The sequence below is a fragment of the Pseudomonas sp. 10S5 genome (genome assembly GCF_035019745.1).
GTDB lineage: Bacteria > Pseudomonadota > Gammaproteobacteria > Pseudomonadales > Pseudomonadaceae > Aquipseudomonas.
Map to the genome: position 1 here is coordinate 123,203 of NZ_JASJVL010000004.1, position 22,177 is coordinate 145,379.

20 protein-coding genes and 1 tRNA gene are annotated in these 22,177 nt (G+C 55.6%); 8 read left to right on the plus strand and 13 right to left on the minus strand.

Annotated features, from left to right (window positions below):
• The first annotated feature begins 117 nt into the window (after positions 1 to 117).
• A complete protein-coding gene (locus tag QN378_RS05405; protein WP_322203062.1) occupies positions 118 to 1,290 on the plus strand; it encodes a PilT/PilU family type 4a pilus ATPase in 1,173 nt (390 codons plus the stop codon).
• Positions 1,291 to 1,300: 10 nt separating this feature from the next.
• On the opposite strand, the gene QN378_RS05410 is transcribed toward QN378_RS05405, so the two are convergent.
• The 11 genes from QN378_RS05410 to QN378_RS05460 all read right to left on the minus strand — a co-directional run bounded on the left by QN378_RS05410 (position 1,301) and on the right by QN378_RS05460 (position 14,780).
• Positions 1,301 to 3,256: an acetoacetate--CoA ligase gene (locus QN378_RS05410; protein ID WP_323546350.1), complete on the minus strand. Its 1,956-nt coding sequence runs from the start codon at positions 3,254 to 3,256 to the stop codon at positions 1,301 to 1,303.
• 12 nt (positions 3,257 to 3,268) lie between these two features.
• Positions 3,269 to 4,051: a 3-hydroxybutyrate dehydrogenase gene (locus tag QN378_RS05415; RefSeq protein WP_322203066.1), complete on the minus strand. Its 783-nt coding sequence runs from the start codon at positions 4,049 to 4,051 to the stop codon at positions 3,269 to 3,271.
• Positions 4,052 to 4,061: 10 nt separating this feature from the next.
• Positions 4,062 to 5,453: a GntP family permease gene (locus tag QN378_RS05420; RefSeq protein ID WP_322203068.1), complete on the minus strand. Its 1,392-nt coding sequence runs from the start codon at positions 5,451 to 5,453 to the stop codon at positions 4,062 to 4,064.
• Between the two features lie 330 nt (positions 5,454 to 5,783).
• Positions 5,784 to 7,196, minus strand: a complete 1,413-nt coding sequence (locus tag QN378_RS05425) for a sigma-54 interaction domain-containing protein (protein WP_322203070.1) — start codon at positions 7,194 to 7,196, stop codon at positions 5,784 to 5,786.
• A gap of 78 nt (positions 7,197 to 7,274) precedes the next feature.
• Positions 7,275 to 8,858, minus strand: a complete 1,584-nt coding sequence (locus QN378_RS05430) for an ABC transporter ATP-binding protein (protein WP_323546345.1) — start codon at positions 8,856 to 8,858, stop codon at positions 7,275 to 7,277.
• Position 8,859: 1 nt separating this feature from the next.
• The gene (locus tag QN378_RS05435; protein ID WP_322203074.1) at positions 8,860 to 9,882 is read right to left on the minus strand and encodes an ABC transporter permease; all 1,023 of its coding nucleotides are present in this window, start codon (positions 9,880 to 9,882) and stop codon (positions 8,860 to 8,862) included.
• Complete coding sequence (locus QN378_RS05440) at positions 9,882 to 10,952, minus strand: microcin C ABC transporter permease YejB (protein ID WP_323546342.1); 1,071 nt, start codon at positions 10,950 to 10,952, stop codon at positions 9,882 to 9,884. Before QN378_RS05440 ends, QN378_RS05435 begins: the two co-directional genes overlap by 1 nt.
• Complete coding sequence (locus QN378_RS05445) at positions 10,953 to 12,821, minus strand: extracellular solute-binding protein (protein WP_322203078.1); 1,869 nt, start codon at positions 12,819 to 12,821, stop codon at positions 10,953 to 10,955.
• Positions 12,822 to 13,103: 282 nt separating this feature from the next.
• On the minus strand, positions 13,104 to 13,385 hold the full coding sequence (locus QN378_RS05450; RefSeq protein WP_323546338.1) for a peptidylprolyl isomerase: 282 nt from the start codon (positions 13,383 to 13,385) through the stop codon (positions 13,104 to 13,106).
• 109 nt (positions 13,386 to 13,494) lie between these two features.
• Positions 13,495 to 14,583 (minus strand): 3-deoxy-7-phosphoheptulonate synthase, encoded by a 1,089-nt coding sequence (locus QN378_RS05455; RefSeq protein ID WP_322203082.1) that lies wholly within the window; start codon positions 14,581 to 14,583, stop codon positions 13,495 to 13,497.
• 44 nt (positions 14,584 to 14,627) lie between these two features.
• On the minus strand, positions 14,628 to 14,780 hold the full coding sequence (locus tag QN378_RS05460; RefSeq protein WP_322203084.1) for a hypothetical protein: 153 nt from the start codon (positions 14,778 to 14,780) through the stop codon (positions 14,628 to 14,630).
• A 471-nt stretch (positions 14,781 to 15,251) separates the two neighbouring features.
• On the opposite strand from QN378_RS05460, the gene QN378_RS05465 reads away from it, so the two are divergent.
• Complete coding sequence (locus QN378_RS05465) at positions 15,252 to 16,007, plus strand: carbon-nitrogen hydrolase family protein (protein WP_322203086.1); 756 nt, start codon at positions 15,252 to 15,254, stop codon at positions 16,005 to 16,007.
• 21 nt (positions 16,008 to 16,028) lie between these two features.
• Positions 16,029 to 16,463 carry a GNAT family N-acetyltransferase gene (locus tag QN378_RS05470; protein WP_322203087.1) on the plus strand — a complete coding sequence of 145 codons (435 nt, stop codon included), beginning with the start codon at positions 16,029 to 16,031 and terminating at the stop codon, positions 16,461 to 16,463.
• A 161-nt stretch (positions 16,464 to 16,624) separates the two neighbouring features.
• On the opposite strand, the gene QN378_RS05475 is transcribed toward QN378_RS05470, so the two are convergent.
• Entirely contained in the window at positions 16,625 to 16,858 is a 234-nt protein-coding gene (locus QN378_RS05475; protein WP_322203089.1) for a DNA-binding protein, read from the minus strand.
• Between the two features lie 81 nt (positions 16,859 to 16,939).
• On the opposite strand from QN378_RS05475, the gene QN378_RS05480 reads away from it, so the two are divergent.
• The 5 genes from QN378_RS05480 to QN378_RS05500 all read left to right on the plus strand — a co-directional run bounded on the left by QN378_RS05480 (position 16,940) and on the right by QN378_RS05500 (position 20,691).
• On the plus strand, positions 16,940 to 17,293 hold the full coding sequence (locus QN378_RS05480; RefSeq protein WP_322203091.1) for a helix-turn-helix domain-containing protein: 354 nt from the start codon (positions 16,940 to 16,942) through the stop codon (positions 17,291 to 17,293).
• Positions 17,294 to 17,488: 195 nt separating this feature from the next.
• Positions 17,489 to 18,133 (plus strand): UvrY/SirA/GacA family response regulator transcription factor, encoded by a 645-nt coding sequence (gene uvrY, locus QN378_RS05485; RefSeq protein WP_322183950.1) that lies wholly within the window; start codon positions 17,489 to 17,491, stop codon positions 18,131 to 18,133.
• Between the two features lies 1 nt (position 18,134).
• Positions 18,135 to 19,958, plus strand: a complete 1,824-nt coding sequence (uvrC, locus tag QN378_RS05490; RefSeq protein WP_322206856.1) for an excinuclease ABC subunit UvrC — start codon at positions 18,135 to 18,137, stop codon at positions 19,956 to 19,958.
• A gap of 32 nt (positions 19,959 to 19,990) precedes the next feature.
• On the plus strand, positions 19,991 to 20,551 hold the full coding sequence (pgsA, locus tag QN378_RS05495) for a CDP-diacylglycerol--glycerol-3-phosphate 3-phosphatidyltransferase (protein ID WP_322203093.1): 561 nt from the start codon (positions 19,991 to 19,993) through the stop codon (positions 20,549 to 20,551).
• Between the two features lie 64 nt (positions 20,552 to 20,615).
• Positions 20,616 to 20,691, plus strand: a tRNA-Gly gene (locus QN378_RS05500).
• A gap of 83 nt (positions 20,692 to 20,774) precedes the next feature.
• On the opposite strand, the gene QN378_RS05505 is transcribed toward QN378_RS05500, so the two are convergent.
• Positions 20,775 to 22,076, minus strand: a complete 1,302-nt coding sequence (locus QN378_RS05505) for an MFS transporter (RefSeq protein WP_323546331.1) — start codon at positions 22,074 to 22,076, stop codon at positions 20,775 to 20,777.
• Positions 22,077 to 22,177 lie beyond the last annotated feature (101 nt).

Sequence of the window (22,177 nt, forward strand, 5' to 3'; positions counted from 1 at the left end):
GCAATATCGGTTTGCGCCCGGCCCTTTATCCATCCAAGCTACAGGCTTTCGTCGGCGATCTAATCCTCATCTACTGCTGACGCTTTATTATTTTTCTTTTTCGTGTGGATGTTGCTCATGGATTTCCAAGCGCTGTTGAAAATTCTGGCCAACCAGGACGGATCGGACCTTTTCCTGTCTACCGGTGCGCCACCCTGCGCCAAGTTTAATGGCGTACTTAAGCCGCTGAGTACCGAGGCCTTGAAGCCTGGCGACGTGGCCAGCGTTGCCGACAGCATCATGGATGCCGAGCAGCGGCTTGAGTTTGAGCGCGAGTTGGAGATGAACCTTGCGGTGTCACTGGCGGGCATCGGTCGATTTCGGATCAATATTTTTAAGCAGCGCAACGAAGTGTCGATCGTGGCGCGCAACATCAAGCTGGAGATTCCGCATTTCGAAGATTTGAAATTACCGCCAGTGTTGCTCGAAGTGGTAATGGAAAAACGCGGGCTGGTGCTGGTCATAGGCGCCACCGGTTCGGGTAAGTCGACGTCGCTGGCGGCGATGATTGATTATCGAAATCGCAACAGTGGCGGCCATATCATCACCATTGAAGACCCGGTGGAGTATATCCATCGGCACAAGAAGTCGATCATTAATCAACGTGAAGTGGGCGTAGACACCCGCAGTTTTCACGCGGCGTTGAAGAACACGTTGCGGCAGGCGCCGGACGTTATTTTGATTGGCGAGATCCGTGACCGCGAAACCATGGAGCATGCGCTGGCGTTTGCCGACACCGGCCACTTGGCTATCTCAACGTTGCACGCGAACAACGCCAACCAGGCACTGGACCGTATCATCAATTTTTTCCCGGAAGATCGTCGCCAGCAGTTGCTGCATGATTTGGGCAATAACCTGAAGGCATTCGTGTCCCAGCGACTGGTCAAAACCCTGGACGGCAAACGGCGTGCGGCGGTGGAAGTCATGCTGGGCACGCCAACCATTCTTGATTTTATTCAGCGCAATGAACTGACTGAACTCAAGGGCATCATGGAGAAGTCCACCAACCTGGGGATGCAGACGTTTGACGGTGCGCTGTTTGACTTGGTGGCCGAGGGCGCGATCAGTGAGGAAGAAGCACTGAAAAACGCCGACTCCAAAAACAACGTACGTCTGCGTCTTAAACTGTTCCGTGAGAAAGGTGCGCCCACCCAGATCACCTCGGCACCCGCCGCCCCCGAGCCCGCCTTAGAATCGACCATGGCGAACTGGGGGCTGGTGGATGAAGAAGGCGGTGCGTTCAAGCCGTAAGTACAGTGGCTTAGTTCGCCAGTTCTTCCCGGTCACGAAACTGCTCTAAGGCAACCGGATTGGCCAGGGCGTCGGTATTTTTTACCGGTTGCCCGTGGACCACATTACGTACAGCCAGCTCTACGATTTTTCCGCTGATGGTGCGAGGAATGTCCGAAACCACGACAATCTTGGCCGGCACATGCCGTGGCGTGGTATTGGCGCGAATCACGTCACGAATGCGCTGCTCCAGCTGCGGGGTCAGTGTCAGCTCATCCTGTAAGCGAACGAAGAGCACCACGCGCACGTCATCTTTCCAGTGTTGGCCAATGGCGACGCTTTCCATCACTTCGGCAACCTTGTCCACTTGGCGATAGATCTCCGCCGTGCCGATTCGCACGCCACCAGGGTTAAGCACTGCGTCTGATCGGCCGTGGATGATCAGGCTGCCACGGGCGGTTTCTTCGGCGTAGTCACCCTGAGCCCAAACTCCCGGAAAGTGCGTGAAATACGCAGCCTTGAGCCGTTTTTGTTGGGGGTCATTCCAGAAACCGATGGGAATCGCCGGAAAGTGCCGAGTACAGACCAGTTCTCCTTTTTCTGCAATTACCGGTTGGCCTTGGTCGTTCCAGACTTCGACAGCCATGCCCAAGCCCTTGGACTGCATTTCGCCTCGGTACACCGGCAATAACGGGTTGCCGACGGCAAAGCAGGACACGATGTCGGTGCCCCCGGAAATCGACGACAGGCACAGCTCGCTCTTGATCTCGCGGTACACGTAGTCATAGCTGCTTTGTGCCAGCGGCGAGCCGGTGGACAGCATGGCCTTGAGGCGAGTGAAGTGGTGATTCAGCCGAGGTTTGATCGAATGTCTTTCCAGTTCGGCGAGGTATTTGGCGCTGGTGCCAAACACACTGATACCTTCCTCGTCGATCATGTCCATCAAGCGCTGAGTATGTGGAAAGAAAGGGGAGCCGTCGTACAACACCACGGTCGCGCCGAGCGCCAGCCCTGATACTAGCCAATTCCACATCATCCAACCGCAGGTGGTGTAGTAGAACAGACAATCCTCAGGCCCCAGATCAGAATGCAGACCCAGTTCTTTGACGTGTTGCAGCAACACGCCGCCGGTGCTGTGAATGATGCATTTCGGCACGCCGGTGGTGCCGCTGGAATACAGGATGTACAGCGGATGGGCGAACGGCACGGCGACAAAGGTCGGTTCGCCGCCTGCGGTATAAAAATCGTCCCACAACGTGACCTTGGCCGAGGTCTGAAAGTCTTCGGCACGGGCTTGTGGCCGGGAGAAGGGAACAATGATCAGTTGCTGCAAACCTGGCAAGCGTTCAAGAATCTCGTTGACCTTGGCAGTCTTGTCGATGAGTTTTCCGGCGTAACGGTAACCGGCACAGGTCAGCAGTATTTTGGGTTCGATTTGGCCAAAACGGTCGATGACGCCTTGGGTGCCGAAGTCCGGTGACGAGCAGGACCAAATTGCCCCGAGACTGGTGGTGGCGAGCATGGCCACCAGTGTTTGCCAGGTATTGGGCATGCACGCCGCGACGCGATCACCCACGCCGATCCCTGCGTTGCGCAAGCTTTGCTGCAAGCCGGCCACCTGCTCGGCTAGCTCGGCGTAGGTCAATTGGGTGCGCTGGCGATCTTCGCTGATGGAAATAATCGCTGGGTAATCGTCGCGACGGCGCAACAGGTGTTCGGCAAAATTCACTGTCGCGCCCGGAAACCATTGGGCGCTGGGCATCTGTGGACCTTCGATGAGCACGCTGTCGGGTGGCGCATGGAACCTGATATCGAAGGTGTCAACGATGGCCTGCCAGAAATCCTCGCGTTGGTCGATGCTCCACTGATGCAGTGACGGGTAGTCGGTCAGCTGCAGGCCATGGCGTTGATTGACCCGACGCCGAAAGTCGTCCATACGACTCGCTTTTATGCGTTGCGCGCTGGGGGTCCAAAGTATTGCAGTCATGACCCACTCCGTTTATTGCGCCAACCAACCGCCATCGATATTCCAAGCAGCTCCGCGTACCTGGCTGCCGGCTTCGCTGCACAGAAACAGCACCAACTCGCCCAACTGCGGGGGGGTGACGAACTCCAGCGAGGGCTGTTTCTCGGCCAGCAAGTCGTGCTTGGCTTTTTCCAGGTTGCCATCTGCCGCGCCTCGGGTGTCGATCTGTTGCTGCACCAGCGGGGTCAGCACCCAGCCGGGGCAAATGGCGTTACACGTGACATTGCTGGTGGCGGTTTCCAGTCCCACCACTTTGGTCAACCCGATCACGCCGTGCTTGGCTGCGACATACGCGGCCTTGCCGGTAGAACCAACCAGGCCGTGGACCGAAGCGATGTTGACGATTCGGCCCCAGCCCTTGGTGCGCATGCCAGGCAGGCACAGGCGAGTGCTGTGAAAGACCGAGGACAGGTTGATGGCGATGATCGAATCCCAGCGCTCCACCGGGAATTCCTCTACTGGCGAGACGTGCTGAATGCCCGCGTTGTTGACTAGAATGTCGATGCCGCCGAATTCGCGATCGCCGTAGGCGACCATGTCGGCGATCTGTATCGGGTCACTGACATCGGCGGGGTGGTGGCCGACTTTACCGCCGTCCTTGCCTGCTGCCGCAACCACATCAGCCATTACCGCCGAAGCGTCGCCGAAGCCATTGAGAATCACGTTGGCGCCAGACTTGGCCAGGCTCAGGGCAATACCCAGGCCGATGCCACTGGTGGAACCCGTAACCAGTGCGGTTTTACCTTGCAGACTCATACCCAACTCCTCAAACGATGCCGGTGGCGTAGAACGTGCCGATCACAACAAAGACCGCCAGCGTTTTGATAATGGTGATGCTGAATATATCCTTGTAGGCCTCTCGGTGGGTCAAACCGGTGACGGCCAACAACGTGATCACAGCGCCGTTGTGCGGAAGGGTGTCCATGCCGCCGCTGGCCATGGCGGCGACTCGGTGCAGCACTTCCATTGGAATGTTGGCCGCATGGGCCGCCGCGATGAAGCTGTCAGACATGGCTGCCAGCGCAATGCTCATGCCGCCTGACGCCGAACCGGTGATACCAGCAAGCAAGGTGACGGTGATGGATTCATTGACCAACGGATTGGGAATGGTTTTTAGCGCATCGGCCAACACCAGAAATCCCGGCAGCGAGGCGATCACCGCACCGAAGCCGTACTCCGATGCCGTATTCATTGCCGCCAGCAATGCGCCGCTCACCGCGCTTTTGCTGCCTTCGGCCAGCTTGCCACGCACCGCACTGAAGCCGAACACCAGCACCGTCAAAATGCCGATCAGCAGTGCTGCTTCCACGGCCCAGATAGCCGTTAACTTGGCGATTTCAGTTTGTACCGGGGTTGCCATGCCTGGCAGGCTCAAGATGTTGGTCTTGCCGTACCACTGCGGAATCCAATGGGTGAACAGCAAGTTCATGATGCCAACCAGCAGCAGCGGTGACAGGGCAATCCAGGCGTTGGGCAGTTTGATATTTTCGGCGGTTTCAGGTTCGTTGCGCAGCTCTGTGCCGTAACCTTCGCCGGCCCGCTGGGCTTTATTGCGTTGACGTTGCAGGTACAGCATGCCGGTGCAAAACACGAATAAAGTACCGATCAACCCCAACCATGGCGCTGCCCATGCGGTGGTGTTGAAGAATGTCGCGGGAATGATGTTCTGGATTTGCGGAGTGCCGGGTAGCGCGTCCATGGTGAAGGAAAACGCACCCAGGGCAATGGTGGCTGGAATCAGTCGCTTGGGGATATCGCTCTGGCGGAACATCTCGGCGGCGAACGGGTAAACCGCGAACACCACCACAAACAGTGAAACCCCGCCGTAGGTGAGCACGGCACATACCAACACGATCACCAGCATTGCCTGACGCGTGCCGAGCAGACGAATGGCTGCCGCAACGATGGCGCGGGAGAAACCGGACAGCTCGATCAGCTTGCCAAATACGGCGCCGAGCAGAAATACGGGGAAGTAGAGTTTGACGAAGCCGACCATCTTTTCCATGAACACGCCGCTAAACGCAGGGGCGACGGCTGAAGGGTCGGTCAACAATACCGCGCCGAGGGCGGCAATGGGGGCGAACAGAATGACGCTATAGCCACGGTACGCAGCGAGCATCAGTAGCCCAAGGGCCGCTAACGCGATGATTACACTCATGGAGTGTCTCCTGGATAGTTATTATTTTTTTTGCGGTCGGGCCGCGTGTGAAACATTGCGGGTTTCGTGCCATTTACTTAACTTGTTGAATTTAATGATTATTTATAAAAAACGGATACGAGGGCTGTCTCTATTTAGAGATTTTCCTAGCCATGACACCACTCGGTCACGCAGCAAGCGCCGGATGTGTACTATCTGCCGAAGGCTGTCAGAAGGGCGGTAGGACCTTCGGCGGATGAAGAGTGCGACCGGTTTTTGATCGAATTCCAGCCTGCGGTAGCTCCTGAAAAGGTCAATTAGGAAAGTCTTGTAATTGAGATTTGAGTCTCTTTAATGAGACTCAGCTATGCCCAGTGCCGCCATTTTTTTGTACAGCGTAGAGCGTCCCAACCCAAGGTGCTTGGCCGTTTCGATAACGTTTCCGTTACAGCTGGCTAAGGTTGACTCAATTAGTTGCCTATCAAATCGCGCACGCGCGGCGCTGAAGGTTTCGGTTTTGGTCGTTGGCAGAGCTATCGCCGATGTGCTGAACGGAATCAGCGTACCGATGGCTGAGCGAATCTCCCCGGTATCCAGCAGCAGATTGTCACTGAGCAATGCGGCGCGCTCCAGCACATTACGCAGTTCCCGGATGTTGCCCGGCCAGGCGTGTTGGCCCAGTAAGGCAAGGGCGCCGTGGTCCAGTTCGTGCTGGCTGCATAGCTCTTCAAGAATGGCGTCGCACAAGGCAGGTAGATCGTCCAATCGCTCTCGTAACGGCGGCACCTGGATTGGCAGCACGTTGAGGCGGTAATACAGGTCGGCGCGAAATTCGCCGCGCTTAATCGCTGCCTCAAGGTCGGTGGACGTAGCGGCGATCAGGCGGACATCGCTTTGAATCACTTCGTTGGAGCCGACCGGTTCGTACTCTTTCTCCTGCAACACCCGAAGCAATTTGCTTTGCAACGGCAGCGGCATGTCACCGATTTCGTCCAGAAACAGTGTGCCACCTTGGGCAATCTTCAGTTTGCCGGGGCGGCCCTTGCGGTCGGCGCCGGTGAATGCACCCGGCGCCGTGCCAAAAAACTCGGCTTCGAGCAGCGCTTCCGGGATCGCCGCACTGTTGATGCTGACAAAAGCTTTGTGCGCCCGTGGCGAGGCGTTGTGGATGGCATGGGCCAGTAACTCTTTGCCGGTGCCGGTTTCCCCGAGCAATAGTACCGGGGAGTCGGCACCCGCGCTGCGCCGCGCGCGGCGTTTAACCTCAAGGCTTGCAAAGCTGGTGCCGATAAAGTGCGCGAAGCTGTATTTGGCTTGACGAGCGCGCAGCAGAGATCGAGTCGAGGCCAGCTCTTCTTGCATACTCAGGTAGCGTTTAAGCAACGGCGACAGTGCGTGCAGCTCATCGAATAAAGCGAAACCGATAGCGCCGATCACGGAGCCAGCGTCGTCGTTGATCGGCAACCGCATGACCACCAATGGGTCTTTAGCGGTGTCCATCATGTCCAGCAAAATCGGTCGACCGCTGTTCACCACGTCCCGCAGCAAACTGCCGGGAATCACGCTTTCACAGGGTTGCCCTACGGCCACACTAGCGTCGTCCAACCCGAAGCGGCGCGCGTAACGCTCGTTAATCCAAACAATGCGAGCGTCTTTGTCGACGATCACCGTGCCTTCGCTGGACTGCTCGATGATTTCGAACAACGAGCGGATCGCCAGGCGCCGGACGCGCCGATAATCCTTGAGGCTGTCGCTGTCTTTCATGATGGCCTCAATATGTTCAAAAACCGGGGCAACGCCCACATTGTTCGTCCATCCGTTATTCAGATGCCTACAACCGAATCAAGCAAACCCCGGATGCGCCGCCGCCAGGAGTTCTTTGGTATATGGATGCTGCGGAGAATCGAACACATCGTGGCTGGCGCCGCGTTCAACCACTTTCCCGTCCTTGACCACGATCAGGTCATGGGCCAATGCCTTGACCACGGCCAGGTCATGGCTGATAAACAGATAGGTCAGACCGTGTTTTTCCTGAAGCTGGCGGAGGAGGGCAACCACTTGCTTTTGCACGGTACGGTCTAGCGCCGAGGTCGGTTCATCGAGCAGTATTAGCGCTGGCTTAAGCACCAGCGCTCGGGCAATGGCGATACGTTGGCGCTGTCCTCCGGAAAATTCATGGGGGTAACGATGCCGACTGGCCGGGTCTAGGCCAACCTCTTGCAGCACGCGAATCACTTCGATTTCACACTGTGCGGGTGTGAGATCACTGTGGACCTCCAAGCCCTCGCTGATGATTTGCTCCACTGACATTCGCGGGCTGAGGCTGCCATAAGGGTCTTGAAAAACCACTTGCATTTGTTTACGCCACGGCCGCATTTCTTTCTGACTCAAGCAATCCAGTGGCTGGCCTTGAAATTTAATGCTGCCGCGAGACTCTACCAAGCGCAGGATCGCCTGACCCAAGGTTGACTTGCCTGAACCCGACTCACCGACGATGCCTAACGTCTTGCCACGCTCGATGCTTAGGCTGATGTCGTCCACGGCCTTGAGGTATTCGTGATGCTGACGAAAAATTCCGCCGCCCATGGAAAACCACACGCGCAGGTTTTCAACTTCCAACACCTTTTCGCGGCTGTCACGGGGCAGCGGTTCTCCCACAGGTTCAGCGTCCAGCAGCAAGCGGCTGTAGGGGTGCTGGGGGTGCTTGAATAGCAGGTGACAATTGGACTGCTCGACGATTTCACCGGCGCGCATCACGCACACTCGTTGAGCGATGCTGTGCACCAGATTCAGGTCATGACTGATCAACAACAGCGACATATTCAAGCGTTGTTGCAGCTCTTTGAGCAGCAGCAGAATCTTGCGTTGTACGGTGACGTCAAGCGCTGTGGTGGGTTCGTCGGCGATCAACAAGTCGGGTTCGCAGGCCAAGGCCATAGCGATCATCACCCGTTGCCGCTGACCACCAGACAGTTGATGCGGATATGCCTTGAGACGCTTGTGCGGGTTATGAATGCCCACCAGTTCCAGCAATTCGACAATCCGCTTTTGCGCGGCTTTGCCACTTAAGCCGCGATGCACCAGCAAGGTCTCGCCGATTTGTTTGGCCAAGGTGTGCAACGGGTTGAGCGAGGTCATCGGTTCCTGAAAGATCATCGCGATACGGTTGCCGCGAATCTCGCGCAGTGTCGAGCCTCGGGCGTCGACCAATTGCTGGCCTCGGTAACGAATACTGCCGGTGGTCAGCGTGCCTGCCTTGGGCAGCAGTTGCAGGATCGAATGCGCGGTCACCGATTTGCCGGAGCCGGATTCGCCGACTAACGCCAAGCATTCGCCAGCCGGTATGTCAAAGCTCACGCTGTTGACTACCTTGTGCCCGCTGAAGGCAACCGACAGGTCGCGAATTTCAATCAGGTTTTCGGACATATCAAGACCTCGGGTCGAAAGCATCGCGCAGCGCCTCACCAATGAATACCAGCAGCGACAGGATCAGTGCCAAGGTAAAAAACGCAGTCAGGCCCAGCCAGGGTGCCTGTAGGTTCTGCTTGCCTTGGCCGATCAGTTCACCCAGCGAGGCGCTGCCTGCGGGCATACCGAAACCAAGAAAGTCCAAGGCTGTCAGGGTAGAAATGGCGCCAGTCAAAATGAACGGCAAGTAACTCAAGGTTGCGTTCATGGCGTTGGGCAAAATGTGCCGCATGATCACCTTGCGGTCACTGAGGCCCAATGCTCGGGCGGCTTTGACGTATTCCAGGTTACGCCCGCGCAGGAACTCGGCGCGTACCACGTCTACCAGCGCGAGCCATGAAAACAGCGCCATGATCCCCAATAGCCACCAAAAATTAGGCTCGACAAACCCCGACAGGATTATCAGCAAATACAGCACCGGCAACCCGGACCAAACTTCCAGCACACGCTGGCCGATCAGGTCGACCCATCCTCCGTAATAGCCTTGCAGCGCGCCCGCTGCGATACCGATCAAAGCACTAATGAGCGTGAGGGCCAACGCAAATAAAATCGATACTCGCGCGCCAAAAATTACCCGTGCCAGCACATCGCGGGCCTGGTCATCGGTGCCGAGCCAGTTGGTCGTGGTGGGAGGGCTTGGTGAGGGCTTTGCCAAATCATAGTTAGGTGTGTCGTCGCTGAACGGAATCGGTGGAAATAGCATCCAGCCGCCGTCATTGCTAATCAACTGACGTACGTAATCGCTGCGGTAGTCGGGCTGAAAAGGGAGTTGTCCGCCGAACTCCTGCTCGGTATAGCGCTTGAACGCCGGAAAATACAACGAATGCTGATAACTCAGGATCAACGGTTTGTCGTTAGCAATCAGCTCGCCGCCCAAGCTTAACGAAAACAGGGCACAAAACAGCCACAGCGACCACCAACCACGACGGTTATCACGGAAGCGCTCGAAACGCCGACGACCTAACGGAGAAAGTCTGAACATCAGGCGTTCCTCGCGCTGAAATCAATTCGCGGATCAACCAGGGTGTAGCACACATCCCCGACCAGCTTCATCAACAAGCCAAACAGCGTGAAGATGAACAGCGAACCAAAGACCACAGGATAGTCGCGTGAAACTGCCGCTTCGTAGCTCATTCGACCCAGGCCATCAAGGGAAAAAATCACTTCGATCAGCAGCGAGCCGGCAAAGAACACGCTGATAAACGCCTGTGGAATCCCCGCTACAACCAGCAACATGGCATTTCGAAACACATGGCCGTATAGCACGCGTTTTTCGCTGACGCCTTTAGCTCTGGCCGTCACCACATACTGGCGGGTGATTTCATTGAGAAATGAGTTTTTTGTCAGGATGGTCAAAGTCGCGAAGCCACCGATCACCAATGACAGTACGGGCAGTACCAAGTGCCAGAAGTAGTCGGTAATTTTGCCGACGGTCGACAGTTGTTCAAAGTTCTCTGACACCAGCCCGCGCACCGGAAACCAGTTCAACGACGTGCCGCCAGCAAACATCACCACCAGCAACATCGCGAACAGAAAGGCCGGCATGGCATAACCGATGATGATCGCCGTGCTGCTCCAGATATCGAAATGGCTGCCATGTTTGACGGCTTTGCGAATCCCCAACGGAATTGACACCAGGTAGGTGATCAGTGTCGCCCACAGGCCTAGGGAGATGGAAACCGGCATTTTTTGCAGAATCAAATCGGTGACTTTTGCACCGCGAAAGAAGCTTTTTCCGAAATCCAGTCGCGCATAATTTTTCAGCATCAGCCAGAGGCGCTCATGCAGCGGTTTATCGAAGCCATATTGGTGTTCGATTTCCTTGATGAGCTTTGGGTCGAGGCCGCGGCTGGCGCGCGAAACGGTGCTGCCGCTGTGCGATTCAGTGGGCGATCCGCCGACGGTATTGGCTGAACCGACGCCCTGCAGACGGGCGATCGCTTGTTCAACCGGTCCACCTGGCGCGGCTTGCACGATAAAGAAGTTAACTAACAGGATGCAAATCAGCGTGGGAATAATCAGCAGCAGTCTTCGCAGTAAATAGCCGAGCATTTAATGGACCTCTGCGGGATTGGCCGATGCACCGCGTTTTTTCGCGAATTGCTCATTAGTCAATGGGGTTGGGCTTATCTCCCACCAGGTTTCAATGGCGTCACCATTAGCTGCCTGAAGCTTCGGAATACCGAAGCGATTCCACCAAACCGTGGACGAACCAGGTGGGTAAAAATTTGGAATCCAGTAGTAGCCCCATTGCAAGACCCGGTCTAGCGCGTGGGCGTAGTTAACCATGGTCGCCTTATCGCCGGCTTTGACCAACCCAGTGATCAGGCTATCGACGGCGGGATTTTGCAACACCATGTAGTTGTTCGAGCCGGGGTCTTTGGCGCTTTTAGCACCAAAGCAGTTGTAAAGCTCCAAGCCCGGCGACGTTGAAACGGGGTAGCCGGCGACAATCATGTCGTAATCGCGCGCCATCACCCGATTAAGGTATTGGGCGGCATCTATCCGACGAATGTCGAACGTGATACCGATCTGCGCCAGGTTACGTTTGTACGGCAACAACAAACGCTCAATGCCTGCTTGAGCATTGAGGAACGTGAAGGTGAACGGTTCACCTGCTGCGTTAACCAAATGATCGCCTTTGGGCATCCAACCGGCTTCTTCAAGCAAGTGCAGAGCCTTGAGTTGCTTATCGCGAATGAATCCGGAGCCATCGGTTTTGGGTGTATGGAACACTTGGGTGAACACCTGCGGCGGAACTTGCCCGCGCAGCGGTTCGAGGATTTCCAGCTCGTCTTCGGTGGGCATGTGGTCGGCAGCCAGTGCGCTATTGGAGAAATAACTGTTTTGGCGCACATATACGTTGTGCATCATCTGCCGGTTGCTCCACTCGAAGTCCCAGAGCATCGCCAGCGCTTCACGGACGCGCCGGTCCCGGAACATCGGGCGATCAAGGTTAAATATGTAGCCTTGCGAACTCTGAACAGCGCCCTGGGCCAGTTGCGCTTTCTGCAAGCGTCCGTCGGTCAGGGCCGGGCTTTCATAGCCAATGGAGTAGCTGGTTGCGGAGAACTCTCGGTTGTAGTCATACGCACCACCGCGCAGGACCTGGCGAGCGACGTCGGTGTCACCAAAATACTCGACGCTGAAGTGATCGAAATTGTAGAACCCTCGACTCACTGGGAGGTCTTTTCCCCACCAATCGGGATCGCGCTCGAACGTGATGCTGCGTCCGGCATCGACCTTACTCACTTTGTAGGGGCCGCTCCCCAATGGAATCTCGAATCCACCGCCGTTAGCAAAGTCGCGGGTTTTCCACCAATGCTCAGGAAATACCGGCAGCGATGCCAGGTCTAGCGCAAGGGTGCGATTCTCGTTATTTTTGAAATCAAAGCGAATCTGAGTCGGCGACTCAACCTCAACATGGGTCACGTCTTCGAATTCCGTTCGATATTGCAAGCTGCCCTGGGTCATCAATAGGTCATAGGTGTATCGCACATCCTCGGCGGTGATGGGTACGCCGTCGGCAAACCGTGCTTTAGGGTTTAGAAAAAAACGCAGCGACAGCCCGTCTTTGCTGCGCTCCATGGTTTGTGCGACCAGACCGTAAACCGTGAACGGCTCATCCAGCGAGCGAACGGCGAGGGGTGAATACAAGAGGCCGTTGAGTTGTGCGACACCCGTGCCTTTGTCGATGTACGGCAGCATATGATCGAACTGGCCAATCTCCAACGCCGAGCGCCGCAGGCTGCCACCTTTGGGGGCATCGGGATTGACGTAATCGAAGTGGGTAAAGTTGGCAGGGTATTTAGGTGCCTCACCGTAAACAGTCAGAGCATGTCCTGGGGCGGCGGACAAGGGCTGAAAGCTAGAAACCAAGGCTAGCGTTGCGACAATCAACGATGAAAAAACGAAACGCATTGCTCGAATCCTGACTGACGTCCGCGAGCGAATATCAGGGTTAAGGGTAAAAAACCAAGACTGTGCAGAAGCCTGCCGGATCATAAGCTGCTTCGTGGCGATATAACGAGCGCGTAAGCAACGGGCCTAACCATGCATCGACACATGCAGTTGCACAATCGGTTTTTGTGTTCAGAGGCATGAATGGCCTTAATGCCACGACTCAGGAGGGCTTTGCGAGTGAACAGCACAAACGAAAACGGCTCGTCAGAGAGACGGGCCGTTTGGCAGTCCGCGTGACAGTTAGTCTTGGCGGCTGGTCACTTCCAGCAAGTGATAACCGAACTGAGTTTTTACCGGGCCTTGCACCGCGTTAATCGGTGCGCTGAAGACTACGCTGTCAAACTCCTTGACCATTTGGCCTGGGCCAAAGGAACCCAGGTCACCGCCCTGACGGCTAGATGGGCAGCTAGAGTTCGCTTTGGCGATTTCTGCGAAATCAGCGCCGCCTTCAATTTGGCTTTTCAGTTCGATGCATTTCTCTTCGCTGGCCACAAGGATGTGGCGCGCAGTGGCTTTAGCCATGGTCATTACTCCTGTCAAAAAAGGGAAAGCCTACCGGATTAAGGGCGGCTATTCTCGCGAAAGTTCCGAATGAAGCCCAGATTGCCGCCCAAGGGCAGAGGGCTGGCGATCATTGTCGCAGGCGCAATGTGCTTGCGGCCTCTTGCAACAACTGTTCGCTGGCATCCCAGCCCAGGCAACCGTCTGTCACTGAAACGCCGTATTCAAGCGTATTGCTCAGGGTCTGACAGCCTTCAAACAGGTGGCTTTCAAGCATCATGCCTACCAGCGAGTGATCGCCCCGCAAACGTTGCTCAAGCACGTCGTTAAACACGACGGGCTGACGTAAAGGATCCTTACCACTGTTGGCATGGCTGCAATCGACCATGATCCGTGGGGTGATGCCAACTTTTTGCAGCCCAGAGCGGACAGCAGCCACGCTCTGGCGGTCATAGTTCGGACCGCCGTGGCCGCCGCGCAGCACAACGTGAGTGTCCGGGTTGCCTTGGGTTTCGATGATTGCCGGATGGCCGTGTCGGTCAATACCGAAGTGTCGATGAGGGTGGGCCGCCGAGCGCATTGCATCGGTCGCAACAGAGACGCCGCCGTCAGTGCCGTTCTTGAAACCGACCGGTATGCCCAAACCGCTGGCCATTTCCCGATGAATCTGCGACTCAGTGGTTCTAGCGCCTATCGCCACCCAGCTCAGCACATCATCGAAATAGCCTGCTGCTATGGGTTGCAAGATCTCGGTGGCAATGGGTAAACCCATGCAGAGCATTTCGCGCATCAGTTCGCGGGACAGGGTCAGACCGCCAGCCATGTCGTCGCTGCCGTCGAGCTGTGGGTCGTATGCCAGGCCTTTCCAGCCGATTGTCGTGCGGGGTTTTTCGACATAGGCACGCATTACCAACAATAACTGGTCGCTGACATCTGCAGCGAGCGCCGCCAAGCGTTCGGCGTATTCGAGGGCGGAGCGTGGGTCGTGAATTGAGCAAGGGCCAACGACGATCAGCAAGCGGGAGTCTTCACCGTTGAGAATGGCGCGTACTGCGTGGCGGTGGTCGGCAACTTGTTTGCTGAGCGCTGTGTCAAGTGGCACGAGCTGTTTGAGCTGCAGGCTACTGGGTAGGCGCTGTAGGACTGGGGCGCTGTCGGTCAACGTCACCGCGTGTGCCATCATTTCGGACAGGTTTTTTACCGCAACGGATGAGTTCATGTGCTGGCTTCCTGGGCGGGCGCGGGTTTATCGCGCTCGACGCCCTATTGGGGTGTTCGACAATTGGCCGTGTCGGCCTTCAGTGTTGGCGTGCCACCCGAAAACGACCGGTCGGAGGCGGCAAGCTGTCCCGAGCGCAGGTTGCTAAATCGCCAGGCGAGGTGAATGTCGTTGCGGTAACCAGTGGCGTAGTTCATGTCGGTGTTCCTCGAGTCAATTCAGTGCAATTCAAAAGTTGTCGGGCCTGAAAAACAAAACCCCCGATCAGGTTGCCGACCGGGGGTAGAGAATTCTCTGGTTGGCGTCCCTGTGAGTGTGGGCGCCGTTTGGGTATCAGGCGCGCCAGCGGCTAAACCAATACCCAAAATAAAAGTAAGTCGGGGCTGTGACCACATTCATTTCGTTCAACGCAGTCAAGACCTCTACCAAGCGGCGAGCGCTGGAAGTTTGGTGTGATTGTGATGGCGATGAATGCAACATGGTCTATCTCCGTTTGATGGACCCGAGCTTACTGCAGGTGCAAGCCGCTGTTCAATTAGAAAATTACATGGTTGCGATTGAGGGTGTTGGATGCTGGTCGCACTGGCGAATTGCACCACAGCGTTCGTCGTGGTGTCATCCAGCACAGGTCTTTACAAACCCGAAGACGTTAATCAAGGAACGGCATTGTGGGAGTGCGTGTCATTGCGGCAGCTCAATCAGTCTCTGTACCAGGGGATATCGACGCCAACATCCAGCGTCATTTGGTTTTTATGCGGGCTGCGATAGAGCAGGGGGTGGAATTTCTGTTGTTTCCCGAATTGTCGCTGACCGGTTATGAGCGCGGCTTGGCCTGTGAACTGGCCATCGATCCCGCTGATGCGCGCTTGCAGCCTCTGCATGAACTCGCACACAGCGGTGGAATGGTAACGGTGATCGGTGCGCCGATTCGCCGCGCGGGGAGTGTTGATGTGTTGATAGCGGCGCTGGTGCTGGGCGTGGCGGTTGAAGTGGGTGTTTACAGCAAGCAGCATCTGCACGCAGGCGAGGAGTTGGTGTTTAAGCCTGGAGAGGGCGGTGACGGTGTGCAGATCGACACTGACTACCTCGTCTTGGCAGTGTGTGCAGACTTCACCCACGCCAGCCATGCGAATGCGGCTGCGCAGTCGGGTGCCACGGTGTATGCCGCCAGCGTGTTGATCTCCGCCGACGGCTACGTTGCGGATACTCGGCTGCTGGCTAGTTATGCTGCCGAACACGGTATGGCTGTGCTGATGGCTAACCATGGTAGCGCGACGGGCGGCTGGATATCGGCGGGCCGAAGTGCCTTTTGGTCAGGGGACGGGATAGGGTTTGGTGCCGCCGACGGTTCGGGTGATCTGCTGTTGATCGCGAGCCGTGACGGAGATAGATGGGTAACCAGAATTGTTCCGATAATGGTTTGATGACCTGAGGTTTACGCAGATATGGACCTGAGGCTGCGCCCGGCGACTCTTGCCGACCTGGATTTCGCCAGCGAATTGACCCGCGTGAATATGCGCCGCTATTACGCGGAGTATGGGCGCGTGTGGCAGGGACAATTGTTCAGTGCTGAGTGGGCGTTACGGCACAGCTTCGTTATCGTCAAGGCGGACAAGCAAATTGGGTTTTTTAGCATCAGTCCCGAGGCTGGCTATTTGTATTTGCGGGATGTGCAGCTGTTAGAGCCCTATCGAGGCGAGGGGGTGGGCACTTGGGTTATGGATCAGATTGAATCGATGGCCGAGGAACAAGGCTACAGAAGCATCCGATTGAAGGTGTTTAAAAGTAATCCGGCGATGCAGTTATACCTACGACACGGATTCGCGGTGATTTGTGAAGGGGATGCGTTGTTCGGGATGGAGCACGTTATCGAGCACTGACTCTGTATTGGTAAGAACCAGCGACACGGGTCAGTGGCGATTGCCTGAGGACTTACGAAATCACCGTTTCTGATTATCGATTCCGCTGCACACCTTGACGCAACCCAGCGATAGCTATTTAGACAGAGCGTCCGTTGCACGACCAGCCCACGCGAAAAACTTCATTCCGCTGACGGTGCAATGTCCGAGCCTTTCTCGGCCGGAATGCTGCCAATTTTCATCCCCAGTAAAACGGCCACTTTGTGTGATTCGCCACGTTTTCCTTTTTTGCGTCCTGCCAGGACTTGATAGGTCGTTGCCGGGTCGATGCTGTGTTCCCGGGCAAACTCTTGGACCGATTTTCCTTGTTGTTCCAACCAAGCCTTAGCTTGTGCAGCAGTACGTATTCCGGGCATAGTTCAAAACCGTTCAAATCAGTTTAATTTTCATGGATTCTACCCCTCGTACAGATAGGGTCAACAGGATTATGCATTCAAATGAATGGAATTGGTTCAAGATTGCGAAAAGAACGAGAGCGCCTAGGTCTCTCGCAGCGAGCATTTGGTGAAATTGGTGGTGTAGAAGCTAATGCTCAGGGGAAATACGAAAGCGGCGATCGTGCCCCCAAAGCAGATTATCTTGCAGCTGTTGCAGCTAGGGGCGTGGACGTCTTATTTGTACTCACAGGCACTGCTACGCCGATTCCTGTCGATAATCTCAGTCATTCTGAGGAGAAAGTGCTCGGCAGTTTCCGGACGTTGCATAAAGAGGATCAAGACGCGATCAGACGCTTGACGACGACTATGGCTGAATTATCAGCCTCGTATTTGACTAATAACAAACCGACGTGAACGGCACGTTAGGTAACTATCCTGTCTTTGGACTGCACAAAAAAATCCCAAATATATGAAGACGTTAGTGGTAGCGTGTCACTAACGCCGTTTTTGCATCGGCTTCGCACCAATATCGAGCTTGTAGCTAGGTCTGGCTCGCTGTTTTTGCTAAGGTGGGCCGCATTCGTCATGACCGCTTTGTGAGGTGTCTGCTTGATTAGGGTGCTAGTTGTTGATGACCATGATCTTGTTCGAACAGGCATTACACGGATGTTGGCCGATATCGATGGTCTCCAGGTTGTAGGTCAGGCTGAATCAGGTGAAGAGTCCCTGAAGAAAGCCCGCGAGCTCAAACCCGATGTGGTATTGATGGACGTCAAGATGCCTGGCATCGGCGGTTTGGAAGCGACTCGCAAATTGATACGCAGCCATCCAGACATCAAGGTCGTGGCGGTGACAGTGTGCGAAGAAGATCCATTTCCGACGCGTCTTCTGCAAGCAGGTGCAGCCGGCTATTTGACCAAGGGCGCTGGTCTGCCTGAGATGGTACAAGCCATTCGTCTGGTATTTGCCGGGCAACGCTACATCAGTCCGCAGATCGCTCAACAATTGGCGCTAAAATCTTTCCAGCCGCAGAGCAGTAACTCACCATTTGATTTGTTGTCTGAGCGTGAAATTCAGATTGCGCTGATGATCGTCGGCTGCCAAAAAGTTCAGACCATCTCTGACAAATTGTGCTTGTCGCCCAAAACCGTTAACACCTACCGTTATCGTATTTTTGAAAAGCTTTCGATCGGCAGTGATGTCGAGTTAGCGTTATTGGCCGTTCGCCACGGCATGGTTGATGCCAGTCTCTGAAATGACCCAAACGTTCGATCCAAGCGCCTTCCTTTCAACCTGCAGTGGCCGCCCCGGTGTGTATCGGATGTTCGATACCGAGTCGCGGCTGTTGTACGTGGGTAAAGCAAAAAATCTCAAGAGTCGACTGGCCAGTTATTTTCGCAAGACAGGACATGCGCCAAAGACCAGCGCCCTGGTTGCACGTATTGCACATATTGAAACCACCATCACCGCCAACGAGACCGAGGCCCTGCTGCTGGAGCAGACGCTCATCAAAGAGTGGCGGCCGCCTTACAATATTTTGTTGCGCGATGATAAGTCCTACCCTTACGTGTACCTTTCGGACGGTGATTATCCCCGTCTCAGCATCCATCGTGGCGCCAAAAAAGGTAAAGGTCGTTATTTTGGGCCTTACCCAAGCGCTGGTGCGATTCGTGAAAGTTTGAGTCTGCTGCAAAAAGCATTTCTAGTGCGGCAGTGCGAAGACAGCTATTTCAAGAACCGTGCGCGGCCGTGCCTGCAATACCAGATCAAGCGCTGCAAAGGTCCCTGCGTCGGCTTGGTCGAGCCCGAGGTCTATGCCCAAGACGTCCGACATTCCGTCATGTTCCTTGAAGGCCGCAGCAATGCGTTATCGAACGAGTTGAATGCGGCGATGGAAGAGGCTTCAGTGAACCTTGAGTTCGAGCGCGCGGCGGAGTTGCGCGACCAGATTGCCTTGTTGCGACGGGTTCAAGATCAGCAAAGTATGGACGGCGGTACCGGCGACGTAGATGTGGTGGCTGCGTTCATCAACCCGGGTGGCGCCTGCGTTCACTTGATCAGTGTGCGTGGCGGGCGCGTATTGGGCAGCAAGAGTTTCTTCCCTCAGGTGGGTATCGAGGAGGAAGTGGGTGAGGTGATGTCGGCCTTCCTTTCACAGTATTTCCTTAGCGATCACGACCGCGAATTGCCCAGCGAAGTCATCGTCAACGTCGTCCATGAAGACTTCCCGACGCTGATTGATGCGATTGAAGAAATTCGTGGCCATGAAATGACTATCAGCCACCGGGTGCGTGGTACCCGGGCGCGCTGGCAGCAGTTGGCGGTGACCAACGCTGAGCAAGCGCTCTCTGCGCGTTTGGCTAATCGCCAACACGTTACGGCGCGTTTTGAAGCGTTGGCTAAAGTGTTGAATCTTGACGAGCCACCGCAGCGATTGGAATGCTACGACATCAGCCACTCCAGCGGCGAAGCCACCGTGGCATCCTGCGTAGTCTTTGGTCCCGAGGGGCCGATCAAGTCGGATTACCGGCGTTACAACATCGAAGGCATTACGGGTGGCGATGATTACGCAGCCATGCACCAGGCCTTGATGCGGCGTTTCAGCAAGATCAAGGACGGCGAGGGCAAATTGCCCGATATCTTGCTGGTCGACGGGGGTAAGGGCCAGCTGTCTATGGCCCGCGATGTGATGAACGAACTGGCCATACCAGACATTATTTTGTTGGGCGTGGCAAAAGGTGCAACCCGCAAAGCGGGGTTTGAAACGTTGTACCTGAACGACGCCGCCCACGAATTTACGTTGAAAGGCGACGATCCGGCGTTGCACCTGATTCAGCAAATTCGCGACGAGGCCCACCGTTTTGCCATCACCGGACACCGAGCGCGACGGGGTAAAACCCGTCGTACATCGACGTTGGAAGGGGTCGCAGGAGTAGGGCCGACCCGTCGCCGAGACCTGCTTAAACACTTTGGTGGATTGCAGGAATTGTCTCGCGCCAGCATCGAAGAAATCGCTAAAGCGCCGGGAATTAGTAAAAAGCTCGCAGAGTCGATTTATGCCAGCCTGCACAGCGAGTAGAATGCCCGCTCACCTCGTAGCCAGTTGTGCCGATGAATATCCCTAATCTGATCACCGTAATACGTGTCCTGCTGATACCAATCTTCATTCTGCTGTTTTATTTGCCCTATTACTGGAGCTATACCGCAGCCAGTACGGTCTTCGCCATTGCGGCAGCAACGGATTGGCTTGATGGTTACCTGGCGCGTCGGCTTGAACAAAGCACACCGTTTGGTGCGTTTCTCGATCCGGTGGCCGACAAATTGATGGTCGCAGTAGCCTTGGTGTTATTGGTACAGGCACACGCTAATCTGTGGCTGACATTGCCAGCAGCGGTGATCATCGGCCGTGAGATTGTTATTTCGGCATTGCGCGAGTGGATGGCTGAAATTGGCGCTCGGGCTCACGTTGCCGTATCCAGCCTGGGTAAATGGAAAACTGCCGCGCAGATGATCGCACTGATTATTTTGCTCGCGAACCCGCCTGGGTTTACGTTCTGGGTGGTGCTGGGTTACGTGCTGTTGTTGGTCGCTGCAGGTCTGACATTGTGGTCAATGGTTCAATACTTGCGTGCCGCCTGGCCGCACCTCAGAACTACCACTGAGAAAAAATAAGTTTTTGAATCAATGGCTTGACTAAGCTAGTTGAATCTATACAATAGCGCCTCGTTACCAAAGTGCGGGAATAGCTCAGTTGGTAGAGCACGACCTTGCCAAGGTCGGGGTCGCGAGTTCGAGTCTCGTTTCCCGCTCCAAATATTGCGCCACAGAGTTCCATTGAACTCTGTAAGCGATTTGAAATCAGGACCTTCGGGTCCTTTTTTCGTTCCGGCGGATACTACCGAAGTTCAGCACTATCCAGTCTCTGGACAGCGGCGTCGGTTCTGCACATATCAGGTTGTTTTTCGGTCGTAACGATTTTAGGTGTGCGCATTAGCAATGGGCCGAATGTCGCCAGAAAGCCGAGCATGATCAATGGGAAAAACATCAGCTTGCTCAAGCCGAAATTGCTGACGATCACGGTGATAGCGATGGGCCCTACGAGCATTCCGGAGAAGCCGATGCAGTTGACGATGCCGATGTTACGACCTGCATGCTTGGGGTCTCTGCGTCCCGCAGCGGAAATCATCAGGGGGGCAATGCAGGACAGGCCAAGGCCGAACAGTGCAAAGCCGACGGTGCCGGTCACCGCCGAGCCACCGACGATGGTGATGGTCATGCCGAGGACGCACAAGGTACCGCATCCGAAAACCACGTGTGCATTGCCAAACGCCGCAGCCAGTCGGTCACCGAAAAGCCGCCCGACGAAGGCTGCGCCGACAAAGATGGAAACTGCCATGCCGGCCATCGAGGTCGTCGTCGAGAACTCGCGGTGAATGTATTCCTGACCCCAGTCGGCAATCGCATTTTCCCCCATCATGCTCCCCAGCAGCAGCACGCCCAGCGCAATCATGACCAGCGTTTTTGCTGATGGATTTTTTCCGACTTCATCAGGCGCCTGCGCGCCTGTTTGCCAGTCGCTGGAAGACGGCTGCGGAACATCATGTTTACCCAGCAACCATCGGCTGAAAAAACATCCCACGATAAACAGCGCCACACCAAGCACGGTGTATGGCACTTGCATACTGTCGGTGTAGAAGCCGGTCAGCCAGCTACACACCATCCCCAAAAGAAAGCCGCCCAGTGAATAGAACGCGTGGAAGCCAGACATGATCGAACGCTGATAGAAGCGTTCGACTTGAACGCCATGGGCATTCAATGCGGTGTCTAGCGCCCCTCGCAGGAGTCCGAGCACAACGCCGAAGCTCAGCGCGAACCAGAAACCGCTGACCAGCCCCAGCGCAATGATTGACAGCGGATAGGCGAGTGCACACACGGTAATGACCGGCTTTGCCCCGAAGTTATCCAGCAGACGGCCTACCCAAAGCGCACCGGTCGCGGAACCCACACCAACCCCGAGTGCAATCAAGCCGAAGTTTGCATCCCCCGACTCACCGGTAAAACCCAGTTGCGCTCGGAAGACACTCACGCCGGTCGACCAGATATACATCATGGCGCCGATCATCATGAAACCCAGGAAAGTCGCGATACGCGCTTTGCGAATGCGGGCAGGTACTTGCGGTTGTTGAAGAGTGTTCATTGCGCTGCATCGTCTCTTTTGTTGTTTTTGGGGTGTTAATGCAATTGGAAGGTGAAGCGTTATCAGTTATACGTATAACTTATTAAAACTTACATTATTAA

Coding starts and splice junctions, on each gene's coding strand:
- QN378_RS05405 (WP_322203062.1), top strand. CDS start 118: ATGGATTTCCAAGCGCTGTTGAAAATTCTGGCCAACCAGGACGGATCG.
- QN378_RS05410 (WP_323546350.1), bottom strand. CDS start 3,256: ATGACTGCAATACTTTGGACCCCCAGCGCGCAACGCATAAAAGCGAGT.
- QN378_RS05415 (WP_322203066.1), bottom strand. CDS start 4,051: ATGAGTCTGCAAGGTAAAACCGCACTGGTTACGGGTTCCACCAGTGGC.
- QN378_RS05420 (WP_322203068.1), bottom strand. CDS start 5,453: ATGAGTGTAATCATCGCGTTAGCGGCCCTTGGGCTACTGATGCTCGCT.
- QN378_RS05425 (WP_322203070.1), bottom strand. CDS start 7,196: ATGAAAGACAGCGACAGCCTCAAGGATTATCGGCGCGTCCGGCGCCTG.
- QN378_RS05430 (WP_323546345.1), bottom strand. CDS start 8,858: ATGTCCGAAAACCTGATTGAAATTCGCGACCTGTCGGTTGCCTTCAGC.
- QN378_RS05435 (WP_322203074.1), bottom strand. CDS start 9,882: ATGTTCAGACTTTCTCCGTTAGGTCGTCGGCGTTTCGAGCGCTTCCGT.
- QN378_RS05440 (WP_323546342.1), bottom strand. CDS start 10,952: ATGCTCGGCTATTTACTGCGAAGACTGCTGCTGATTATTCCCACGCTG.
- QN378_RS05445 (WP_322203078.1), bottom strand. CDS start 12,821: ATGCGTTTCGTTTTTTCATCGTTGATTGTCGCAACGCTAGCCTTGGTT.
- QN378_RS05450 (WP_323546338.1), bottom strand. CDS start 13,385: ATGGCTAAAGCCACTGCGCGCCACATCCTTGTGGCCAGCGAAGAGAAA.
- QN378_RS05455 (WP_322203082.1), bottom strand. CDS start 14,583: ATGAACTCATCCGTTGCGGTAAAAAACCTGTCCGAAATGATGGCACAC.
- QN378_RS05460 (WP_322203084.1), bottom strand. CDS start 14,780: ATGAACTACGCCACTGGTTACCGCAACGACATTCACCTCGCCTGGCGA.
- QN378_RS05470 (WP_322203087.1), top strand. CDS start 16,029: ATGGACCTGAGGCTGCGCCCGGCGACTCTTGCCGACCTGGATTTCGCC.
- QN378_RS05475 (WP_322203089.1), bottom strand. CDS start 16,858: ATGCCCGGAATACGTACTGCTGCACAAGCTAAGGCTTGGTTGGAACAA.
- QN378_RS05480 (WP_322203091.1), top strand. CDS start 16,940: ATGAATGGAATTGGTTCAAGATTGCGAAAAGAACGAGAGCGCCTAGGT.
- uvrC (WP_322206856.1), top strand. CDS start 18,135: ATGACCCAAACGTTCGATCCAAGCGCCTTCCTTTCAACCTGCAGTGGC.
- pgsA (WP_322203093.1), top strand. CDS start 19,991: ATGAATATCCCTAATCTGATCACCGTAATACGTGTCCTGCTGATACCA.
- QN378_RS05505 (WP_323546331.1), bottom strand. CDS start 22,076: ATGAACACTCTTCAACAACCGCAAGTACCTGCCCGCATTCGCAAAGCG.